The sequence below is a fragment of the Mesorhizobium sp. WSM4837 genome (genome assembly GCF_055811435.1).
The window spans coordinates 1-16,448 of record NZ_JBVVQE010000047.1 but is presented as its reverse complement, the minus strand read 5'-3'; the positions used below and the strand labels follow the sequence as shown (position 1 = coordinate 16,448).

Annotated in this window: 15 protein-coding genes and 4 pseudogenes; 14 read left to right on the top strand and 5 right to left on the bottom strand. The window is 62.4% G+C overall.

Features of this window, described 5'->3' with window-relative positions:
* Positions 1 to 2: 2 nt before the first annotated feature.
* On the bottom strand, positions 3 to 782 hold the full coding sequence (locus AC0L3D_RS24195) for an amino acid ABC transporter ATP-binding protein (protein ID WP_473646028.1): 780 nt from the start codon (positions 780 to 782) through the stop codon (positions 3 to 5).
* An 8-nt stretch (positions 783 to 790) separates the two neighbouring features.
* Positions 791 to 1,081, bottom strand: coding sequence for a hypothetical protein (locus AC0L3D_RS24190; protein WP_473646026.1), 291 nt, complete (start codon positions 1,079 to 1,081; stop codon positions 791 to 793).
* A gap of 38 nt (positions 1,082 to 1,119) precedes the next feature.
* Here AC0L3D_RS24190 and AC0L3D_RS24185 point away from each other — a divergent pair, with 38 nt between their 5' ends.
* The 3 genes from AC0L3D_RS24185 (at position 1,120) to AC0L3D_RS24175 (ending at position 3,005) form a co-directional block, all read left to right on the top strand.
* Positions 1,120 to 1,389 (top strand): hypothetical protein, encoded by a 270-nt coding sequence (locus tag AC0L3D_RS24185; RefSeq protein ID WP_473482137.1) that lies wholly within the window; start codon positions 1,120 to 1,122, stop codon positions 1,387 to 1,389.
* The gene (locus AC0L3D_RS24180; RefSeq protein ID WP_473482135.1) at positions 1,379 to 1,891 is read left to right on the top strand and encodes a DUF1612 domain-containing protein; all 513 of its coding nucleotides are present in this window, start codon (positions 1,379 to 1,381) and stop codon (positions 1,889 to 1,891) included. Before AC0L3D_RS24185 ends, AC0L3D_RS24180 begins: the two co-directional genes overlap by 11 nt.
* A 160-nt stretch (positions 1,892 to 2,051) precedes the next feature.
* Positions 2,052 to 3,005 (top strand): DUF1403 family protein, encoded by a 954-nt coding sequence (locus AC0L3D_RS24175; protein WP_473646024.1) that lies wholly within the window; start codon positions 2,052 to 2,054, stop codon positions 3,003 to 3,005.
* A 106-nt stretch (positions 3,006 to 3,111) separates the two neighbouring features.
* Here the strand turns inward: AC0L3D_RS24175 and AC0L3D_RS24170 are convergent, their stop codons facing one another.
* Positions 3,112 to 3,813, bottom strand: coding sequence for an IS6 family transposase (locus tag AC0L3D_RS24170; RefSeq protein ID WP_473646023.1), 702 nt, complete (start codon positions 3,811 to 3,813; stop codon positions 3,112 to 3,114).
* Positions 3,814 to 4,136: 323 nt separating this feature from the next.
* On the opposite strand from AC0L3D_RS24170, the pseudogene AC0L3D_RS24165 reads away from it, so the two are divergent.
* The 3 genes and pseudogenes from AC0L3D_RS24165 to AC0L3D_RS24155 all read left to right on the top strand — a co-directional run.
* Positions 4,137 to 4,737 (top strand): annotated as a pseudogene (locus AC0L3D_RS24165) (carbonic anhydrase); the annotation flags it as partial.
* A 107-nt stretch (positions 4,738 to 4,844) separates the two neighbouring features.
* Complete coding sequence (locus AC0L3D_RS24160) at positions 4,845 to 6,902, top strand: acyltransferase family protein (RefSeq protein ID WP_473646021.1); 2,058 nt, start codon at positions 4,845 to 4,847, stop codon at positions 6,900 to 6,902.
* Between the two features lie 1,087 nt (positions 6,903 to 7,989).
* Positions 7,990 to 8,181 (top strand): hypothetical protein, encoded by a 192-nt coding sequence (locus AC0L3D_RS24155; RefSeq protein ID WP_128372442.1) that lies wholly within the window; start codon positions 7,990 to 7,992, stop codon positions 8,179 to 8,181.
* Between the two features lie 375 nt (positions 8,182 to 8,556).
* Here AC0L3D_RS24155 and AC0L3D_RS24150 read toward each other — a convergent pair.
* Positions 8,557 to 9,123, bottom strand: a pseudogene (locus AC0L3D_RS24150) (M16 family metallopeptidase); the annotation flags it as partial.
* 192 nt (positions 9,124 to 9,315) lie between these two features.
* Between AC0L3D_RS24150 and AC0L3D_RS24145 the strand changes: the two are divergent.
* Positions 9,316 to 9,636 carry an IS6 family transposase gene (locus tag AC0L3D_RS24145; protein ID WP_065009355.1) on the top strand — a complete coding sequence of 107 codons (321 nt, stop codon included), beginning with the start codon at positions 9,316 to 9,318 and terminating at the stop codon, positions 9,634 to 9,636.
* 110 nt (positions 9,637 to 9,746) lie between these two features.
* A pseudogene (locus AC0L3D_RS24140) lies at positions 9,747 to 9,946 on the top strand (hypothetical protein); the annotation flags it as partial.
* Here AC0L3D_RS24140 and AC0L3D_RS24135 read toward each other — a convergent pair.
* A pseudogene (locus AC0L3D_RS24135) lies at positions 9,924 to 10,025 on the bottom strand (IS630 family transposase); the annotation flags it as partial. The pseudogenes AC0L3D_RS24140 and AC0L3D_RS24135 sit on opposite strands and share 23 nt — an antisense overlap.
* A 316-nt stretch (positions 10,026 to 10,341) precedes the next feature.
* Here AC0L3D_RS24135 and AC0L3D_RS24130 point away from each other — a divergent pair.
* From AC0L3D_RS24130 to AC0L3D_RS24105, 6 genes are read left to right on the top strand one after another with little or no spacing between them, the layout of a single operon-like run.
* On the top strand, positions 10,342 to 10,911 hold the full coding sequence (locus AC0L3D_RS24130; protein WP_473646020.1) for an NAD(P)H-dependent oxidoreductase: 570 nt from the start codon (positions 10,342 to 10,344) through the stop codon (positions 10,909 to 10,911).
* 23 nt (positions 10,912 to 10,934) lie between these two features.
* The gene (gene sfnG, locus AC0L3D_RS24125) at positions 10,935 to 12,035 is read left to right on the top strand and encodes a dimethylsulfone monooxygenase SfnG (protein WP_473646018.1); all 1,101 of its coding nucleotides are present in this window, start codon (positions 10,935 to 10,937) and stop codon (positions 12,033 to 12,035) included.
* 56 nt (positions 12,036 to 12,091) lie between these two features.
* Positions 12,092 to 12,985, top strand: a complete 894-nt coding sequence (locus AC0L3D_RS24120) for an ABC transporter ATP-binding protein (RefSeq protein ID WP_473646017.1) — start codon at positions 12,092 to 12,094, stop codon at positions 12,983 to 12,985.
* Positions 12,985 to 13,881, top strand: a complete 897-nt coding sequence (locus AC0L3D_RS24115; RefSeq protein ID WP_473646016.1) for a branched-chain amino acid ABC transporter permease — start codon at positions 12,985 to 12,987, stop codon at positions 13,879 to 13,881. Before AC0L3D_RS24120 ends, AC0L3D_RS24115 begins: the two co-directional genes overlap by 1 nt.
* A 3-nt stretch (positions 13,882 to 13,884) precedes the next feature.
* Positions 13,885 to 14,922 (top strand): branched-chain amino acid ABC transporter permease, encoded by a 1,038-nt coding sequence (locus AC0L3D_RS24110; RefSeq protein ID WP_473482579.1) that lies wholly within the window; start codon positions 13,885 to 13,887, stop codon positions 14,920 to 14,922.
* A 52-nt stretch (positions 14,923 to 14,974) separates the two neighbouring features.
* The gene (locus tag AC0L3D_RS24105; protein WP_473482581.1) at positions 14,975 to 16,306 is read left to right on the top strand and encodes an ABC transporter substrate-binding protein; all 1,332 of its coding nucleotides are present in this window, start codon (positions 14,975 to 14,977) and stop codon (positions 16,304 to 16,306) included.
* The last annotated feature ends 142 nt before the right edge of the window (positions 16,307 to 16,448 follow it).

Below are 16,448 nucleotides of genomic sequence, written 5' to 3'. Positions count from 1 at the left end.
CCTCACAGTGAAAATTCCGAGGAGCGGTCAATGAACGCACTTGTCCGGGCGTGCTTCGGCGCCCGGAAGATTTCCTCGGCCGTCCCTTCCTCGTGAACCACGCCGTCGGCCAGAAAAAGCACGCGCGTGGCGAAGCGGTAGGCGAAGCCGAGCTCGTGCGTGACGAGCAGCATCGTGCGCCCTTCTTCGGCAAGGCCGAGGATGGTGCGCAGCACCTCGCCCACAAGTTCCGGGTCGAGCGAGGATGTCGGCTCGTCGAACAACATCACCTCCGGCTGCATGGCAAGGGCCCGCGCAATGGCCACCCGCTGCTGCTGACCGCCCGAGAGGCGGCGGGGATAGACTTCGATCTTGTCGGTCAGCCCGACGCGGTCGATCTCACCGATTGCGCGTTCGCGCGCCTCGGATTTCCGCATGCGGTCGACGGTGACCAGCCCTTCCATGACGTTTTGCAGAACCGTCATGTGCGGGAAGAGGTTGAACTGCTGGAACACCATGCCGACGCGTCGGCGCACGGCGCAGAGATCGCGTTCCGGATAGTCGACCTGTCCGTTGGCGCGCGGCCGCCCGACACGCTCGCCCGTTAGTTCCACTGTTCCCAGGGTCGGCAATTCCATGAAGTTGAGGCATCGCAGCAGCGTCGATTTGCCCGAACCACTTCCGCCGATGATGGCCAGGCGCTCACCTGGCATCACTGTCAAGTCGATGCCCTTGAGCACGTCGAGCTTGCCGAAGGATTTGTGCAGCCCGGTGCATTTGAGTGCGGCCACGGCTTGGGTCATCGCTCGCCTCAAGATGCACGCGCCATGCGTCGCTCAAGAACAAGCGAGGCAAGGCTGAGCGGATAGATGATGAGGAAGTAGATGACGCCGACCGCCGTGAGGATCTCCAGCGGACGGTAGAAGGTCGAGGAAAGCAGCCTACCCTCGTACATCAATTCATGCACGCTGAGCACGGAGGCGAGCGAGGTCACCTTGGCGACCTCGAAGGCCCGATTGGTGAAGGCGGGAAGCATGCGCTGGACGACCTGCGGCAGGATCACGCGGCGCATGACGGCGGCGCGGCTCATGCCGATCGCCATCGCGCCCTCGTTCGACCAAAGTGTTGGAAGACGGAGCGATGCCGGCGGCTGGAAAGCCGGCCTCGGGGATCGGCCGGCAGCCGCAAAACGGCCTCGTCTACGATCTCGACTGGGACGAGGACGCTGGCCGCGGCGGCTCAGCGGCGCCAGCGGAGGGTGGCCGGGAAGGGGAGCGGGCTTTTGGCCCGGATCTGGAGGCCGGCGAACTGGGCGAGGCGGACGAGTCGGATCCGCTGGCGGAAGAATTTGCGGCGATCGACGCGGTGCTCGAGCGCACGCCTGGCCGAGTGGCAGGGCGTGCTCGCTGACACCCGGGAACTGCCCACGGTCCTGCGCGCCGCGATCCTGCTCGAGGCTTGGTCCGAGATCGATGTGCTGCAGCATGCTGCTTGGTTGGGGCATCTGCTCGTGGCCGCGCTGCTGCGGCAGGAAGGGCTCGCCGCGGGTCATCTCGCCTCACTGCATCTCGGTGCCAAAAACATTCCGCGGGAGCGCAGGCGAGCACGGTTGCGGAGCGACCGCCTGTTGGCGTTTGTCGATGCCATCCAGGAAGCCGCGCTGGCTGGATTGAAGGAGCACGATAGACTCGTGCTCGCGAAAAGCCAGATGGAGCGGCGGTTGCGTGAACGCCGCGCCAACTCAAAGTTGTCCGACCTGGTCGAGCTCGTGCTCTCCCGGCCGATCGTCTCCACAGGCATGATCCAGGACCGGCTAAAAGTCTCGAAGCAGGGCGCACTCAACCTTGTCGGCGAGCTCAGCTTGCGCGAAATGACGGGGAGGGGAAGGTTTCGAGGATGGGGGTTGATTTGAGACTAGAGGCGGCAAGGTCGATGCCTTGGTCACACGCGAGGGACGAGAGGCGTAACTGACTGATAATGCAACATTATCATTCGTTTTGTCGAGCCGACAGGCTGTGCGTTTTGGCGCGAAAACCCTGGCATAAAGCGCACCGCCGTTTACCCTCGAAGTCATGATTCGCCTCGATCCCGCGACCGCCAGCCCCGCCGCGCCGCCGACCGTGCCGGCCTGGGCGCTCGCGCCCGGCCGTGACGCCAGCCCCGCCGACGCCGCCTTCCAGGCCGGCGCCGCCTTGGCTACGCTCGACACGCTGGCCCGCGCGCAGCCTTCCTGGGCCGGGGCTTGGCGGCAGCGGCTGGCGCTTCGCTGTGCCGCCGCCAGCATGCGGCTCGCCGGCCGCGCCGAGGGTGAAGCCGCCCTGCGCGACGCCTGGTACTTGCGCCCGGCTGGCGCCGATACCGGCCCCGCCGGCGCCATTCTTGGCGCCTGGCGGCAGTTGGCTGGGCAGCCGCCCGTTGTCACCGCCGATCGTTTAGCCAAGATCGTCGACCAGCTGGGGCTGCACTGGGACCGCGCGGCTCTCGCCGACTTCTGTACGGAGATCGAGGAACTGGCGGGGTTGCAGCGGCCGGCGCCGTTCGCCGCCGCGGCGATCGCCGCTCGTGTCATCGCGACGCGACCGGATTGCGAGCTTTTTGCCTGGTGGCTCGCCGACCTGGTGCTGGCGCAAAGGCTGCGCTGGTCGCGGCCGCTGCCGCTCCTGATGGCTCAGGCCTTTGCTCCGGTCTTCCGCCGCGAGGCCGGCGGCAAGCGCGTCCGACCCGGGGAGCAAAATTTTGAGCGCGCGGTCTGCGTCGCACTGGTTCAGGGCGCCGTCGAGACCTGTCGGCTCGCCACAGAGATTGCCCGGCGGGCGGAGCGGCTCATCGCCGTCGCACCGAAGCTCAGGGCCAAGGGCGCCGGGGACGCGATCTTTTCGCTGCTCAACGAAGATGCCGTCTCCGGCTCGCTGACAACGAAGAACCTGTCGCGCTTCGCGGCGCGTCGCCTGTTCGAACGGCTGCAGCAACTCGATGCCGTGCGCGAGCTCTCCGGCCGTACCAGCTTCCGGCTGTTCGGGCTGTAGCGATGAGCCAAGCCTCCGCCCGCCGTAAGCCGAACGATAAGCCGGCGCTGCGGTTCCGTTGCAAAATTGTCGTCTGGCAATAGAAATTCGGGGAACGACCCCAGCCTCACGCGGCGGCGATGATTTCGAATTGCTGGGCGATGGGCGGATTTGGATTGAAGGCGTACCTCCCCTGTCGTTTTCGCATCATGTGGATCATCTCGATCCCGCCCAGCGTGGCGATAGCGCTTGCGAATGATTTGAAACCGAGCATAGGCCGCACACGACACTTGATACGCCGGTGATCCTGCTCGATGCGGTTGTTGAGGTACTGGCTCTTTCGGATGCGGATCGGCTTGAGCTGCCGCCGCGACCGATCCCGCAGCCGGCTTTCCGCGTCACAGGAAAGGATCGCCTCGCGATTCGTCTGGCTACCGTCGATGACGATGCGCTCGGGGCGGCCGTGACGCTGCAACGCCTTGCGCAGGAAGCGTTTGGCCGCCGGCAGATCACGATGCTCGCTGAACCAGAACTCGACGGTGTCGCCGACGCTGTCGATGGCGCGATAGAGATACATCCAGCGGCCGCGAACCTTGATATAGGTTTCGTCGATATGCCACCTTCCGCCGACGGCACGCTTGCGCCGATTGAGGCGTTTCAGCAGCAAGGGCGAGAAGTGAACGACCCAGCGGTGGATCGTCGAATGATCGATACTGATGCCGCGCTCGGCCATCATTTCCTTCAAATCGCGAAGGCTCAAGCCGTAGGCCAGATACCAGCGAACGCAAAGCAGAATGACGGACTGGTCGAAATGGCGGCCCTTGAACATCTGAACTCTCCGGCGAAACACCAGAGGCCATGCCATGCGCCTGGTTACCGAAGACTTTGCAACACAGCCACCCAGACTCCATACAAATCGCGCAACGCGCCTGCACCCAACCCTCAACCTGCTTAAGAGTAACTGGACGGCCGGCGATGCGATCGCCCCATCGGAATTGCCCGACGAGGCAGGGGCGAGATGAGCCGATTGTCCGGAAGAGATCAGGTCGGGCTTGAGAGCTTGCTGGCCTGGGTGGCTGCTGCTTCAGATGGTTCTATTCGGCAGCGTGCTCGTTCTGATCTGGCGGCCCAGCTGCGCTTGTAAAGTTCGTCTGCTCGGCGGGCACGCAGCAATGCCGATCGACATCAAGGACGCGGTCAAAGCGGATCTTCCGCACATCGCCATAGGTTGCACAAGGGCGGCGCAGGATGGTGAACAACGGCCACACCATCCAAGTCAACCTGCCGCAAGGCAGCACCCTCGCCCGCGGGGATCGTGTCTATGAGCTGCTACAGTTTCATTTCCATGCGCCAAGCGAGCACCACGTCGCGGGCAAGAGCTTCCCGATGAAAGCGCATTTTGTCCATAAGGACCGCAACAGCGATACTCTGGGTCCGCTGGGCCTGTTTCTGACGCCAGGCGCCACAAATGCCAGCTTCGCCAGGCTTGCCGCAGCATTTCCCGCAACCGCAGGCGAGGACACAGCGGTCGACGAGGCCGACCCCCAACGCGCTTCTCCCGGCTTCGCTTGGCTACTGGACATATGAGGGATCATTGACGACGCCGCCATGCACCGAAAACGTCGAGTGGATGGTCGCGACGGAACCGATTGAGGTCGACCCAGCGGACATCGAGCGATTTACCTCACTCTATCCTTTGAGCGCGGCCTATCCGCCGCACCACTGCGCCCAACCACGCAGCGGTGGCCGGTGACAAGATGCGTTTGCCCTCCAGCGAAACCACTGCCTGTCAGTTTGATCGAGCGTGATTCCGCGTTGCGCGATTTTGCATGGGGCTGGTTCGGTTCTTAATCGCATTCGATGGTCCGCATTCATACCGTAGATGCACTCATCGAAACGATCGATTTTACGAAGAGTAACGAACATGAAAAAGGCGTTGCTCAGGACGTTTTGAGGACGATCAGCGGCATGAAGTACAGAGCGGACATCAGCGGTCTACGGGCCGTCGCCGTTGTTCCTGTTGTCCTGTATCATGCTGGCTTTTCAGCGGTCAGCGGCGGGTTCGTTGGGGTCGACATCTTCTTTGTGATCTCCGGCTTCCTGATAACGTCCGACATCATCGAGCGGACAGAGAGAGGCGAATTCTCGCTGCTGGACTTCTATCACCGCCGCGTTCGACGGATTTTCCCCGCCCTCTCCGCGATGCTCGCCGCCTGTTTTGCGATGGCGTGGTTTGTGTTGCCGCCGGGAGAGTTCATTGGGTTCGGCAACAGCGCCATCGCCGCCGCGATTTCCTTCAGCAACTTCTTTTTTTACCGCAACACCAACTATTTCACTGAAGCCGCGAACTCGCTCCCGCTCCTGCACACATGGTCGCTGGCTGTCGAGGAGCAGTTTTACTTGCTGTGGCCTTTGGCAGTCATACTCATGATGCGATGGCTGAGACCGTGGGCGTCGTCAATCATCGTCGCAGCGCTATTCGTCATGTCCATCTACGCCGCTGAGCACTGGCTCCAGAGCGACCCGCCCTTTGTATTCTACATGCTTCCGACGCGCGCTTGGGAACTGCTCGCGGGCGGGCTGATCGCGCTGCCCGTGGCCAAGGCAATGAAGCCAAACCAAACGATTGCGGAACTCCTCGCTGCCTCGGGTCTGGCGCTCATCACCGCTTCACTTTTCCTGATCGATCAAGATACGCCATTTCGTGGCCTCCACGCGCTTGCTCCCTGCATTGGAGCGGCGCTCATCATCGCCGCCGGCTTTCACCGCGAAACAATGGTCTCAAAAGCGCTGTCGATCGGCCCTGCCGGCTTCATCGGCCTGACTTCCTACTCGCTCTACCTCTGGCACTGGCCGTTGCTGGTCTTTGCTGGCATCTATCAAAATCGCGAGTTGCTCGTCTCTGAACGTGTCGCTGTCGTAATGGCCGCGCTGCTCGTCTCAGCTCTCTCATGGCGCTTTGTCGAGCGCCCGTTCCGCCGGAGAGCTACAGGTTGGACGTGGCTGGTACCGACCGCCGGCGCAACAGCTGCGGTGTGCTGTCTATCCCTGGCTATCATCAACAGCTCCGGCTTCCCCAGTCGGGGCCCTGATGGCGGCCCGTCTGTTCAAGCACTCAGAGCGGAGAGGGCCAAGTTCGAAGCATCTTCCTGCCTCGAGCGTGGCGGGCTCATCCCCAAAACGGGCGAATGCCTCCTCGGCTCCGGCAATATCGCTCCGACGATCGTTTTGTGGGGCGATTCTCAGGCTGCCCATCTTGCCCCTTCTTTAAGCGAGGCCGCCCGGACCACAGGCGTGCGCGTCAGACAGATTACAAAAGCGGGGTGCGCTCCTTTCCCCAACATGACGATGCTTCCCGCCAGTCCATTGACAGCGGATTGCCCGGCCTTCAATTCGTCCGCGCTCCAATCGGTGCTTGCCGATCGCAACGTCACACTCGTGATCCTAGCAGGCCGCTGGAACACCTACTCGGGGCGTGGAGGCAGCTTCCTTTCGAAGGATGGAAGCTGGCCTTCGCGGGAGGCTTCCAAAGCGAACTTCACGTCCGCCATTAAAGAGACCGCGGCCGCACTGGCGACCCGTGGCATCAAGACCGCCGTGGTTGGACCAGCCCCAGAACCGCCCACCGATGTGCTGACTTGCCTTATCCGTGCGGACTTCATGAATGGCGATGCGCCGTGCTCCACCATGCCGGCCGAGAGGTCTTGGCAGAACAATCAAATCCTCGCGGATCTGCTGCCACGAACTGTACAATTCGTTCCGATAGTCCAAGCTTTGTGTGGGCAGGAAAAGTGCCCGCTGAAATCAGGTGAAGACGTCTTCTACCTCGACGCGATCCACCTTTCGCGGGCGAGCCGGCATATCCTCGCCCCCATTTTCGCTAAGGTCATCTCTTCGCCGGCCATGGATCTGGAGTAAGTCAGGCTTCTCCGGGGGAAAGGATCGCGCGCATGGCCGCGGTGCAGCGCGGGCTAACCCTCAGCAAGGACTGCAGCGAAGTATTCGTCATGGTATCTCCCGTCAGTGCTCTGCTGCAGCCACGACCTTGAGCCTGATTGATTGGGGTCCAACGGCAGAGTTATGCGGCTCGACATCGGTCTTGCTGCCCGCGAACCTTGAGGCGTTCGTCGATCGGATAGAGGCTTCGATTCAGGAGACCTGCTTCGTAATGCGGCCATGATAGGCCGGTCCCTCACCGACTGCCGCGCGCTCGGAAGAGATCGTCAGCATCGCCGGCTGGTTGGTGGCGTATGATCGGAGGGCGACCGGTGTCCCTGACCTTTCGGCGCGGCTCCAGCTTTGCGAGCAGTCGCTTCGAGATTCGAGAAACTACCCGTGTAGCCGCGCTGTTTGATAGCTTGGAACAGCTTGCTCCAGCACTGGCTGAGAAACGCCTCGAAATGTAAGGTGACGTCGTGTTCAACGCCGTCCTGCGTCGGTCGGGTGGGGTGTCGAAAGTCAGCCATTTAGCGATGCTGCGCCAAGCATAGCCGGTATGACCGGCGTCGGCACAGGACAAGCCGATCCTTCCGCAGGGCATGAACATTTCGAACACCATCTACCGCGATTGTCGATAGCGTGGCGCACCTGGCGCCTGTGACTTACCTCAATATGCGGACCATCCTGAAATCAGATTGACTTGCGACGAATGTTACCAAACGATTTGGCGGGTGGAAGAGCCGGCGTCATCCAGTCGCCAGGGCCGGCTTCTGCCGCCAGGCTTTACCGCCATCTGCATCGTCCGCAGGCTTTTGTTCGTGAACCGTGTCTGATCGACCGCGCATGAAAACGTGCGAACTTTCATGGGGGCGCACCACGAAACCCTATTGCAGAGCCAACCAAGCCCGGCCGGCGACGTCAGCAAGGGGCCGCCTATAGGACAAGCCGGGGTCCGGATTTCTCCCAGATCATCCGCGATTTTAAATCAAATACCTCTGTGGATATTGACGATTGCGCGACCCTCACCTCGTAGACGGCCAGCGCGGGCGGCAACTGAGAGGGTCATATGACAAGCGATTTTTCCGCCGCGCGAGTGCATCTAGATCGAGCGTATCATTACCTGCGAGGCGATGACCCGATGAGCCGGAGGGGGCGCGAAGCCTTGGATTTGCTGATCGAGGCGGTTGCTGTCGAAGAGTTCAAGCAACCGCGCCAAAACGCGGAGGTGCTAACATTTCCGATTAAGCGCCGCTTCTGAGGCAATCTCCATGGTGGCAACCATGAACATGGTGTGCAAACACCCTCAGAATACTGCCCGTCCAGGCATGAGCCGAGCCTGTCCTCACAACCATCCTAATTGAGCTGCCCTTAGTGTAGGTTCCATCATCGATGTCGGCGGCAGCTATTCCGGAATGGCCGCCGCCCTGCAGTTCCGCCGCGCCCGCGCCAGGTTCTAGACTAGTGATCGACGCCGGGCTGCGGCGGACGCTTTTTGCCAGTCATTCGCCTGCTTTCCTGCCCCAGGACGACGTCGATCCGGCCAAAATCGCGAAGGGTCGCCTGAGCAGCTTTCGCGTTGCGAGACGCTCGCCTGGTACGACGGAACGGCCGAACGGGTGAGGGGAGCCGCGACTCTTTCGGCTTCGGCCTCGAAATCCATCATCTGCTCGAGCGCCTGCGGCACCACCGTCTCGTAAAAGGCGGTGTAGTCATAGGAGGTGAAAGCGTTGTTCGAACCGCCGATGGCGGAGACGGCGCGGTCGAATGCGCCGGCCGCGTGATTGGTCGTCGCCTTGAACATCAGATGCTCGAAGAAATGGGCGATGCCGGACTTGCCGGGCGGCTCATCCGCGCTGCCGATCTTGTACCACACCATATGGGTGACGATCGGCGCCCGATGATCGGGAATGACGACAACTTCCATGCCGTTGTCGAGCAGGAAATTCGTTGCCTTGATGTCATCGGTGGCCGCCAGAACCGGAGCGGCGGTGGTCACAAACGACAGAGCGGTCGCAAAAAGTGTCCCGCGCAGCCAGCCAGACCGAAGATTTATCGATGGCTCCGGTTGTGGTGACCGGGCGATGGGCAAGGTTCCAGGTGAAGTGAGTTGTCCCTCATTTTGAAGGTGCTGCGTCCTCGTCGCCCTCACTGGGAGAAAGTGGATCGGTGGGCAGCGCCGGGCCAGATGAGCCCTCAGCATGCTGCCAAGCCCGACTCGAGCGTTATCTTTGAGTGCGTCGTGGAAAGGTGGGGCGGCATTTTTTGGTGGGGGATCATGGGACGACTCTCCTGGCCTCGTATGTGTTTGCGATGACCACGCACGCACCGTGCCAAATGGGAAAACCGTTTCGGCCATGTGATTAATCGGACTCTGTGTGTTGCGTATCCGACATTGTCGGACAAGCCCCTGTCCCAGAAGCGCTTCGCCTGCTCGTCACGGATCTGGCCGGCAAGATCGATCGACTGGAGTCAAGAGGTCGAGCGGCTGCGCCTCGACAACAGCGGTACTGTCAAGTTTGGCGAGGCGGCGATCTGTGGCACCGTCTTGCTCATGAGCACGACGTCCGATACCTACCGGGGCTTCCGCTACCCGGCCGAGATCATCAATCAGGCCGTCTGGTTGCATCACTGCTTCAGCCTGAGCCTGCGTGACGTTGATCTGATTCTTGCCGGGCGAGGTGTCGTGGTCAGCTACGAGACTGTCCGTGAATGAGCCTGCGCGGGCGCGCCTATGCCAAGACGCTGAAGCGGAGGCGGCCGCAGCCCGGAGACAAATGGTTTTTGGATGAAGTGTTCGTTCGCATCCGAGGCAAACTGCCGTTGGGCCGATGCGGTGACCAACTGGCCAGCACGGCTCTCTACGAGGCGGCTTATTCGCTGCTCGTGCTCAGCAAGGAAATGTCGGGCTTCAGGCGTGGGGCATGAACGTCGCCAAACGGTGCGGTATGGCTCCAGCCCGAGTTGCTGTTGCCCGCAAGCTCGCCGTCATTCTGCGTCGCATGAGAGGCCGGTCTCGTCGATGAACACGAGCTTCGCCGGATCGAGATCGAGCTGGCCGTCGAACCACTCCCGGCGCGCTCACAGGACGTCGGGGCGATTGCTGTGGCCGCGAAGCCAGACGCTCAAGGCGCCCACCACGAGAACGGTGCCTCTGTCGCCCAACTCGCGTTGACTAAGCTACTAACCGAGTGGGCAGACCTGAGCGCGGTGGCACACCCAACTTTCCGCAATTCCCGCCAGGGCGCCGCATCCCGTTCCTAAACCGTCAACTCCTTTTCCATGCAGCTAACATCCGATTTTTCCCATCGACGTGAAAACATCAGAACAAAGTACCTTATCTCTACAGATTTTATAGAATATCGTTTGGCCTGGTTTGATGCTGGCCTAGCGGGCATGCAAAGTGTGGGGATTGATGACTTTGGCACGGCTATCGGTTCTCGGAATATCGCGCGGTGTAAGCAAGCCGTCCCGCACCACGGCGGTGGTCAATGCGCTGGTCAAGGCGGTCGCGTTGCGCGTGCCAGCAGACACCGGTCTGATTGAGATCACGGAGGCAGCACCCTCGCTTTTCGCCGGGCTATCCCGCGGCGCACTGGGCGCCTCCGGAGAAGCAATCATCAAGCGTGTCGAGAAGGCAGACTTGCTGGTGGTCGGAACGCCCGTTTATCGAGCTTCCTACACCGGCGCCCTCAAGCACCTGTTCGACCTCGTCGACTATCGCGCGTTGACCGGCAAGACTGTGCTCCTCGCGGCAACGGGCGGCAGCCCCTACCATGGCTTGGTTCTCGAACATCAGCTGCGGCCGTTGTTCGGCTTTTTTGGCGCTGTCACCGTCCCGACGGGCGTCTACGGCGCGCCAGACGATTTCATCGATGGCGAAATCGTCGGCGCAGCCATCATTGAGCGCATTGCAAGGGCCGCTACCGACGCGGTCTCCTTGCTCAACTCCGGTCACGCAAATGCTGCCGTCGCCACCCGCGTCGGCTGAGCAATGAAAGGGGAAACGACGAGATGAGTTCGCATTCCGACGCCATCAAATTTGCCTACTGGGTCCCGAATGTCTCCGGCGGCCTGGTCATTTCCAACATCGAGCAGCGGACGGGTTGGGACATCGACTACAACCGCAAGCTCGCCCAGATCGCCGAGGCCAATGGCTTCGACTATGCGCTGAGCCAGATCCGCTTCACGGCCGGCTATGGGGCCGACAACCAGCACGAATCCGTCTCGTTCAGCCACGCCTTGCTCGCTGCGACCACAACGCTGAAGGTCATAGCAGCGATCCTGCCCGGCCCGTGGAACCCTGCGCTGGCGGCCAAGCAGATCGCTACCATCAACCACCTGACCAATGGCCGCGTCTCCGTCAATGTCGTCAGCGGCTGGTTCCGCGGCGAGTTCGCCGCCATTGGCGAACTCTGGCTCGACCATGACGAGCGCTATCGCCGGTCGGAGGAATTTATCCGTGCGCTGCGTGGCATCTGGACCGAGGACAGTTTCACGCTGAAGGGGGATTTCTACCGCTTCACCAACTATTCGATGAAGCCGAAGCCGATTGATCCCCAGCCCGAAATCTTTCAGGGCGGCTCATCAAGGGCGGCGCGCGACATGGCTTCGCGAGTCTCCGATTGGTATTTCACCAACGGCAATACCCCGGAGGAGATCCGGAAGCAGGTCGACGACATCCGCGCCAAGGCGAATGCCAACGGCCACAAGGTTAGGGTCGGCGTCAATGCCTTCGCCATCGCGAGAGACAGCGAACAAGAAGCACGCGCCGTGCTCGACGAGATCGTCGTCGAGGCCAATCCCGAGGCAGTCCAGGGTTTTGCCGACCAGGTCAAGAATGCCGGCAGGGCCTCGCCGGAAGGCGAAGGCAATTGGGCTAAATCCTCTTTCGAGGATCTGGTGCAATACAATGACGGCTTCCGCAGCAACCTCATCGGCACGCCGGAACAGATCGCCGAACGCATCCTCACGTTGAAGGATGCTGGCGCCGACCTCATCCTGCTCGGCTTCCTGCATTTCCAGGAAGAGGTCGAGTTCTTCGGCAAGCGCGTCATCCCATTGGTGCGCGAACTGGAAGCAGCTCGCGACAGGGAGCTTGTCGCCGCGGAATAGGTCAGGCGCGGCCTTCGGGCCGCCGCCAGCTTTGCTTCAAAAAACAGGGACGTTTCATGATTGGTGCTTCGCTGGGAGCCGCCGCATACGAGCGCGCGCCCGAAATTTCCCGCATTCTTGCTGGTGCTGGCCCCGTGGAGGACACGCGCCCGGCGCGCCGGTCGGCAAAGGCGGATGCCATCCTGGCCCTGAGCGGGATCGGGATTTCGTTTGGCGGCGTCAAGGCGCTGAGCGACATTGATCTCGAGGTCAAAGGCGGTGAGATCCGCGCGGTGATCGGCCCCAACGGCGCTGGCAAGTCCTCGCTGATCAACATCATCAGCGGCCTCTATCATGCCGACCACGGCAGAATCGCGATCGACGGCCAGTCCTTCTCCCGGGTGCCGGCGAGCCGTCTGGCGCGACTGGGCGTTGCACGAACCTTCCAGAACCTGGCGCTGTTCGGCGGGCTATCGGTGCGCGACAACATCGCGTCGGGCCGCTCCCACACCAGGCGCGCCAACTTCGTCGAACACATTGCAGGCCTGCCACGCGCCCGGCGCGAGGATGCGATGATCGCCGAAAAGACCGATCAGATAGTCTCCTTCCTGCATCTCGAGGCCGTCGCCGACCGGCTGGTCGCGACGCTGCCCTATGGCCTGCAGAAGCGGGTCGAACTCGCCCGCGCGCTGGTCGCCGAGCCGAAGATCCTGCTGCTCGACGAGCCGATGGCCGGTATGACCGCGACCGAGAAGGCCGAGATGGCCGGCTTCGTGCGTGCGGCGCGCGACCGGCACGGCGTCACCATCATCCTGATCGAGCACGATATCGGCGTGGTCATGGGGCTCTCCGATCGGGTCGCCGTGCTCGACTACGGCCGCAAGATCGCAGACGGGACGCCGGCCGAGGTCAGGACCGATCCGGCAGTGATCCGGGCCTATATCGGCACCGCCGATGGCGAGGACATCTGATGAGCTACTATGATTTCCTCTTCGTCATCGAAGTGCTGGTCGGCGGCCTGCTCTCTGGGGTCATGTATTCGCTTGTCGCCATCGGTTTCGTGCTGATCTACAAGACGTCGGGCGTGCTGAACTTCGCGCAAGGGTCGATGGTGCTGTTCGCAGGGCTCACCTTTGTCAGCCTCGTCGAACGCGGCATCCCGTTCGCGCTTTCGCTGCTCATCACCTTCGCGGTCATGGTCGCGCTGGGCTTCACCATCGAGCGGACTGTGCTCAGGCCGCTGGTCAATCGCTCGCCGATGACGCTGTTCATGGCTACGCTTGGGCTGTCCTGCATCATCGAGGGCGCTGCCCAGTTGATGTGGGGCACCCAGGTGCACGGGCTCGATCTCGGCATAGACGACACGCCGTTCGAGGTCGGCGGCATCCTGATCTCGTCGTTTGACCTTCTCGCCGCAGGCATTGCCGCGGCGATGGTGGCGGCCTTGAGCGCATTTTTCTATTGGACCCGGATCGGGCTGGCGTTTCGCGCCGTCGCCGACGACCAGTTCGCGGCGCTCGCTGTCGGGCTGCGGCTGCCCCGGATATGGGGAACGGTGTGGACGGCCGCGGGGTTCGTGGCGCTGGTCGCGGGGCTGCTGTGGGGCGCGCGTCTCGGTGTCCAGTTTTCTCTGTCGCTGGTCGTTTTGAAGGCGCTGCCGGTGCTGGTGCTTGGCGGCTTCGATTCCATCCTCGGCGCCATCGTCGGCGGCCTCATCATCGGCGCCAGCGAAAAACTCGCTGAGGTCTATCTCGGCCCCTTCGTCGGCGGCGGCATCGAAGGCTGGTTCGCCTATGCGCTGGCGCTGGTGGTCCTGCTGGTGCGCCCCTCCGGCCTGTTTGGCCAGAAAACCGTCGAAAGGGTCTGACCGATGGCCGTGCAAGCGCTCGATGCCGCAAGGCTTCCAATCGACTGGCAGAAGTTGGCTCTGCCGGCCGCCTTGATTGCCGTGGCCTACGGCCTAATCCCCGCCTACGCATCGAACTATCTCGTCGAGGCAATCCTGCTGCCGTTTCTGGCGCTCAGCCTGGCGGCGGTCGGCCTTAACCTGCTCACCGGCTACTGTGGCCAGCTTTCGCTCGGCTCTTCCGCCTTCATGGCGGTCGGCGCTTTCGCCGCCTATAATTTCAACCTGCGGGTCGAAGGACTATCGCTGGCGGCGACCATGATCCTGGCCGGGATTTCGGCCGCCGGAATCGGCGTCGTGTTCGGCTTGCCCAGTCTCAGGCTCCGCGGCTTCTATCTCGCCGTCTCGACGCTCGCCGCCCAGTTCTTCGTGCAATGGGCGCTGACCAAGTTCGGCTGGTTCTCCAACGACAACCCATCGGGCGTGATTTCGGCGCCGCATCTCATCGTCGCTGGGTTCCCGCTCGACGGCGCCACCGGCCGCTACCTGCTTTCGGTCACCACGGTCATCGTGCTCACCGCTCTCGTTTGGCGCCTGGTCAACAGCGCGACCGGTCGCAACTTCATCGCCGTGCGCGACAACGAAACCGCGGCGCGCGTCATCGGTGTTCCCGTACTGCGAACCAAGCTGCTGGCCTTCGCCATCTCGTCCTTCATTATCGGCGTTGCCGGTGTGCTGTGGGCCTTCACCTATCTGCGCACCGTTGAACCGGCCGGATTCAATCTCGACCGCTCGTTCCAGATCTTGTTCATCATCATCATCGGCGGGTTGGCCTCGATACGCGGCGCGTTTCTGGGCGCGGCCTTTATCGTCGTCTTCCCGCTCGTTCTGTCCCGGCTCGGCGCCTTCCTGTTCGGCGGCCTGTTCGATTCAGGCGTGCTCGACATGAGCCAGCGCATCGTACTCGGCGCCCTCATCATCATCTTCCTCATCGCGGAACCGAACGGCCTGTCGGCCCTCCTGGACCGCCTCAAACGGCGGATCGGCTCAAGGTCCAGCTGAGTGCCGCTCGACATTCTCCCCTCACGGACCACAACCTCAGGAGACGCAACCCATGACCTTCTTCAGCCACCTACGGAAGGCGGCGATCGCCACGGCCTTCGTGCTCGGCGCGACGGCTGTCCACGCCGACGAACAGTATTTCCCCCTGCAGAGCTATCGCGTCGGCCCCTATGCCGCCGGCGGCACCGGCTTCTTCGGCGGCTTCGTCGACTACCTCAACCTGATCAACATCCGCGACGGTGGCGTCAACGGCGTCAAGCTGACCTGGAGCGAAGGCGAAACCCAGTATGAGGTCGAGAAGGGCGTCGAGGTCTACGAACGGCTGAAGAGCAATCCGGGTATTGCCGCCTGGAACCCGCTTTCGGTCGGCATCGCCTACGCCATGATCGACCGCATCACTGACGACAAGGTGCCGCTGATCACCATCAACCACGGCCGCACCGACACCACGGACGGGCGCGTGTTCCCTTACGTCTTCCCGCTGCTGCTCAATCCCTACAGCGAGACTTCCGGAATCGTGAACTACATCGCCTCCAGGGAAGGCGGCCTGGACAAGCTCAAGGGCAGGAAGATCGTGGTGCTCTATCACGGCTCCCCCTACGGCAAGGAGACGATCCCGATCTACGAGCTTTTGGCGCACAAATACGGCTTCGAACTGTCGCAGATCGAGGTTCCGCATCCGGGCAACGAGCAGCAGGCACAATGGCTGACGATCCGTCGCGAGCATCCCGACTATGTGGTGCTGCGCGGCTGGGGCGTGATGAACCCTGTAGCGTTGAAGACTGCGCAGAAGACCGGGTTCCCAGCCGATCACATTGTCGGCAATGTCTGGTCGAATTCCGAAGAGGACGTCATCCCCGCGGGCGATGCCGCCAAAGGCTATACGGCCATCACCACCCAGGCCTCGGGCGAGCAGTATCCGGTGGTCCAGGAGATCGTGAAAACGGTCTACGGCGACGGCAAGGGCAATCTCGAGGACAAGAGCCGCATCGGCTCGGTCTACCACAATCTCGGCATCGTCAATGGCATCCTCAATGTCGAGGCGGTCCGCATCGCGCAGGCCAAGTTCGGCAACCGCACGCTGACCGGCGACGAAGTGCGCTGGGGCTTCGAGCATCTCAAGCTCGATCCGGCGCGCGTCGAGGCGCTCGGCGCCAAGGATCTGTTCCACTCGATCAATGTCTCCTGGGACAATCACGAGGGTGACGGCTACGTGACCTTCCAGCAGTGGGACGGCAAGAAGTGGAACGTCGTGTCCGACTGGATCGCGCCCGACTGGAAGCTGCTGCGCCCGATCATCGAGAAGTCGTCCGAGGCTTATGCCAGCGAGAAGGGCATCAAGATCCGCACGGCCGAGGACGCCGACGCAGTGGTCAGCAACTGAGTTTGCCATGACGCGGGCCGGCCCCGGGGCGGGCCCGCCCGGCCCGGCCGACCCGGGGTTTGGGGTTGGGCCCCCCGCAACCCCCACCCGTCGGTTTTGACGCGGGGGTCCCGGGTATAAGGCGCCCACCCCCCCCGGGCCG

Bases quoted from the DNA above. Each gene is read 5' to 3' on its own strand.
- AC0L3D_RS24195 (WP_473646028.1), bottom strand. From the start codon at position 782: ATGACCCAAGCCGTGGCCGCACTCAAATGCACCGGGCTGCACAAATCC.
- AC0L3D_RS24190 (WP_473646026.1), bottom strand. From the start codon at position 1,081: ATGGCGATCGGCATGAGCCGCGCCGCCGTCATGCGCCGCGTGATCCTG.
- AC0L3D_RS24185 (WP_473482137.1), top strand. From the start codon at position 1,120: ATGCCGGCGGCTGGAAAGCCGGCCTCGGGGATCGGCCGGCAGCCGCAA.
- AC0L3D_RS24175 (WP_473646024.1), top strand. From the start codon at position 2,052: ATGATTCGCCTCGATCCCGCGACCGCCAGCCCCGCCGCGCCGCCGACC.
- AC0L3D_RS24170 (WP_473646023.1), bottom strand. From the start codon at position 3,813: ATGTTCAAGGGCCGCCATTTCGACCAGTCCGTCATTCTGCTTTGCGTT.
- AC0L3D_RS24160 (WP_473646021.1), top strand. From the start codon at position 4,845: ATGGTCCGCATTCATACCGTAGATGCACTCATCGAAACGATCGATTTT.
- AC0L3D_RS24155 (WP_128372442.1), top strand. From the start codon at position 7,990: ATGACAAGCGATTTTTCCGCCGCGCGAGTGCATCTAGATCGAGCGTAT.
- sfnG (WP_473646018.1), top strand. From the start codon at position 10,935: ATGAGTTCGCATTCCGACGCCATCAAATTTGCCTACTGGGTCCCGAAT.
- AC0L3D_RS24120 (WP_473646017.1), top strand. From the start codon at position 12,092: ATGATTGGTGCTTCGCTGGGAGCCGCCGCATACGAGCGCGCGCCCGAA.
- AC0L3D_RS24115 (WP_473646016.1), top strand. From the start codon at position 12,985: ATGAGCTACTATGATTTCCTCTTCGTCATCGAAGTGCTGGTCGGCGGC.
- AC0L3D_RS24110 (WP_473482579.1), top strand. From the start codon at position 13,885: ATGGCCGTGCAAGCGCTCGATGCCGCAAGGCTTCCAATCGACTGGCAG.
- AC0L3D_RS24105 (WP_473482581.1), top strand. From the start codon at position 14,975: ATGACCTTCTTCAGCCACCTACGGAAGGCGGCGATCGCCACGGCCTTC.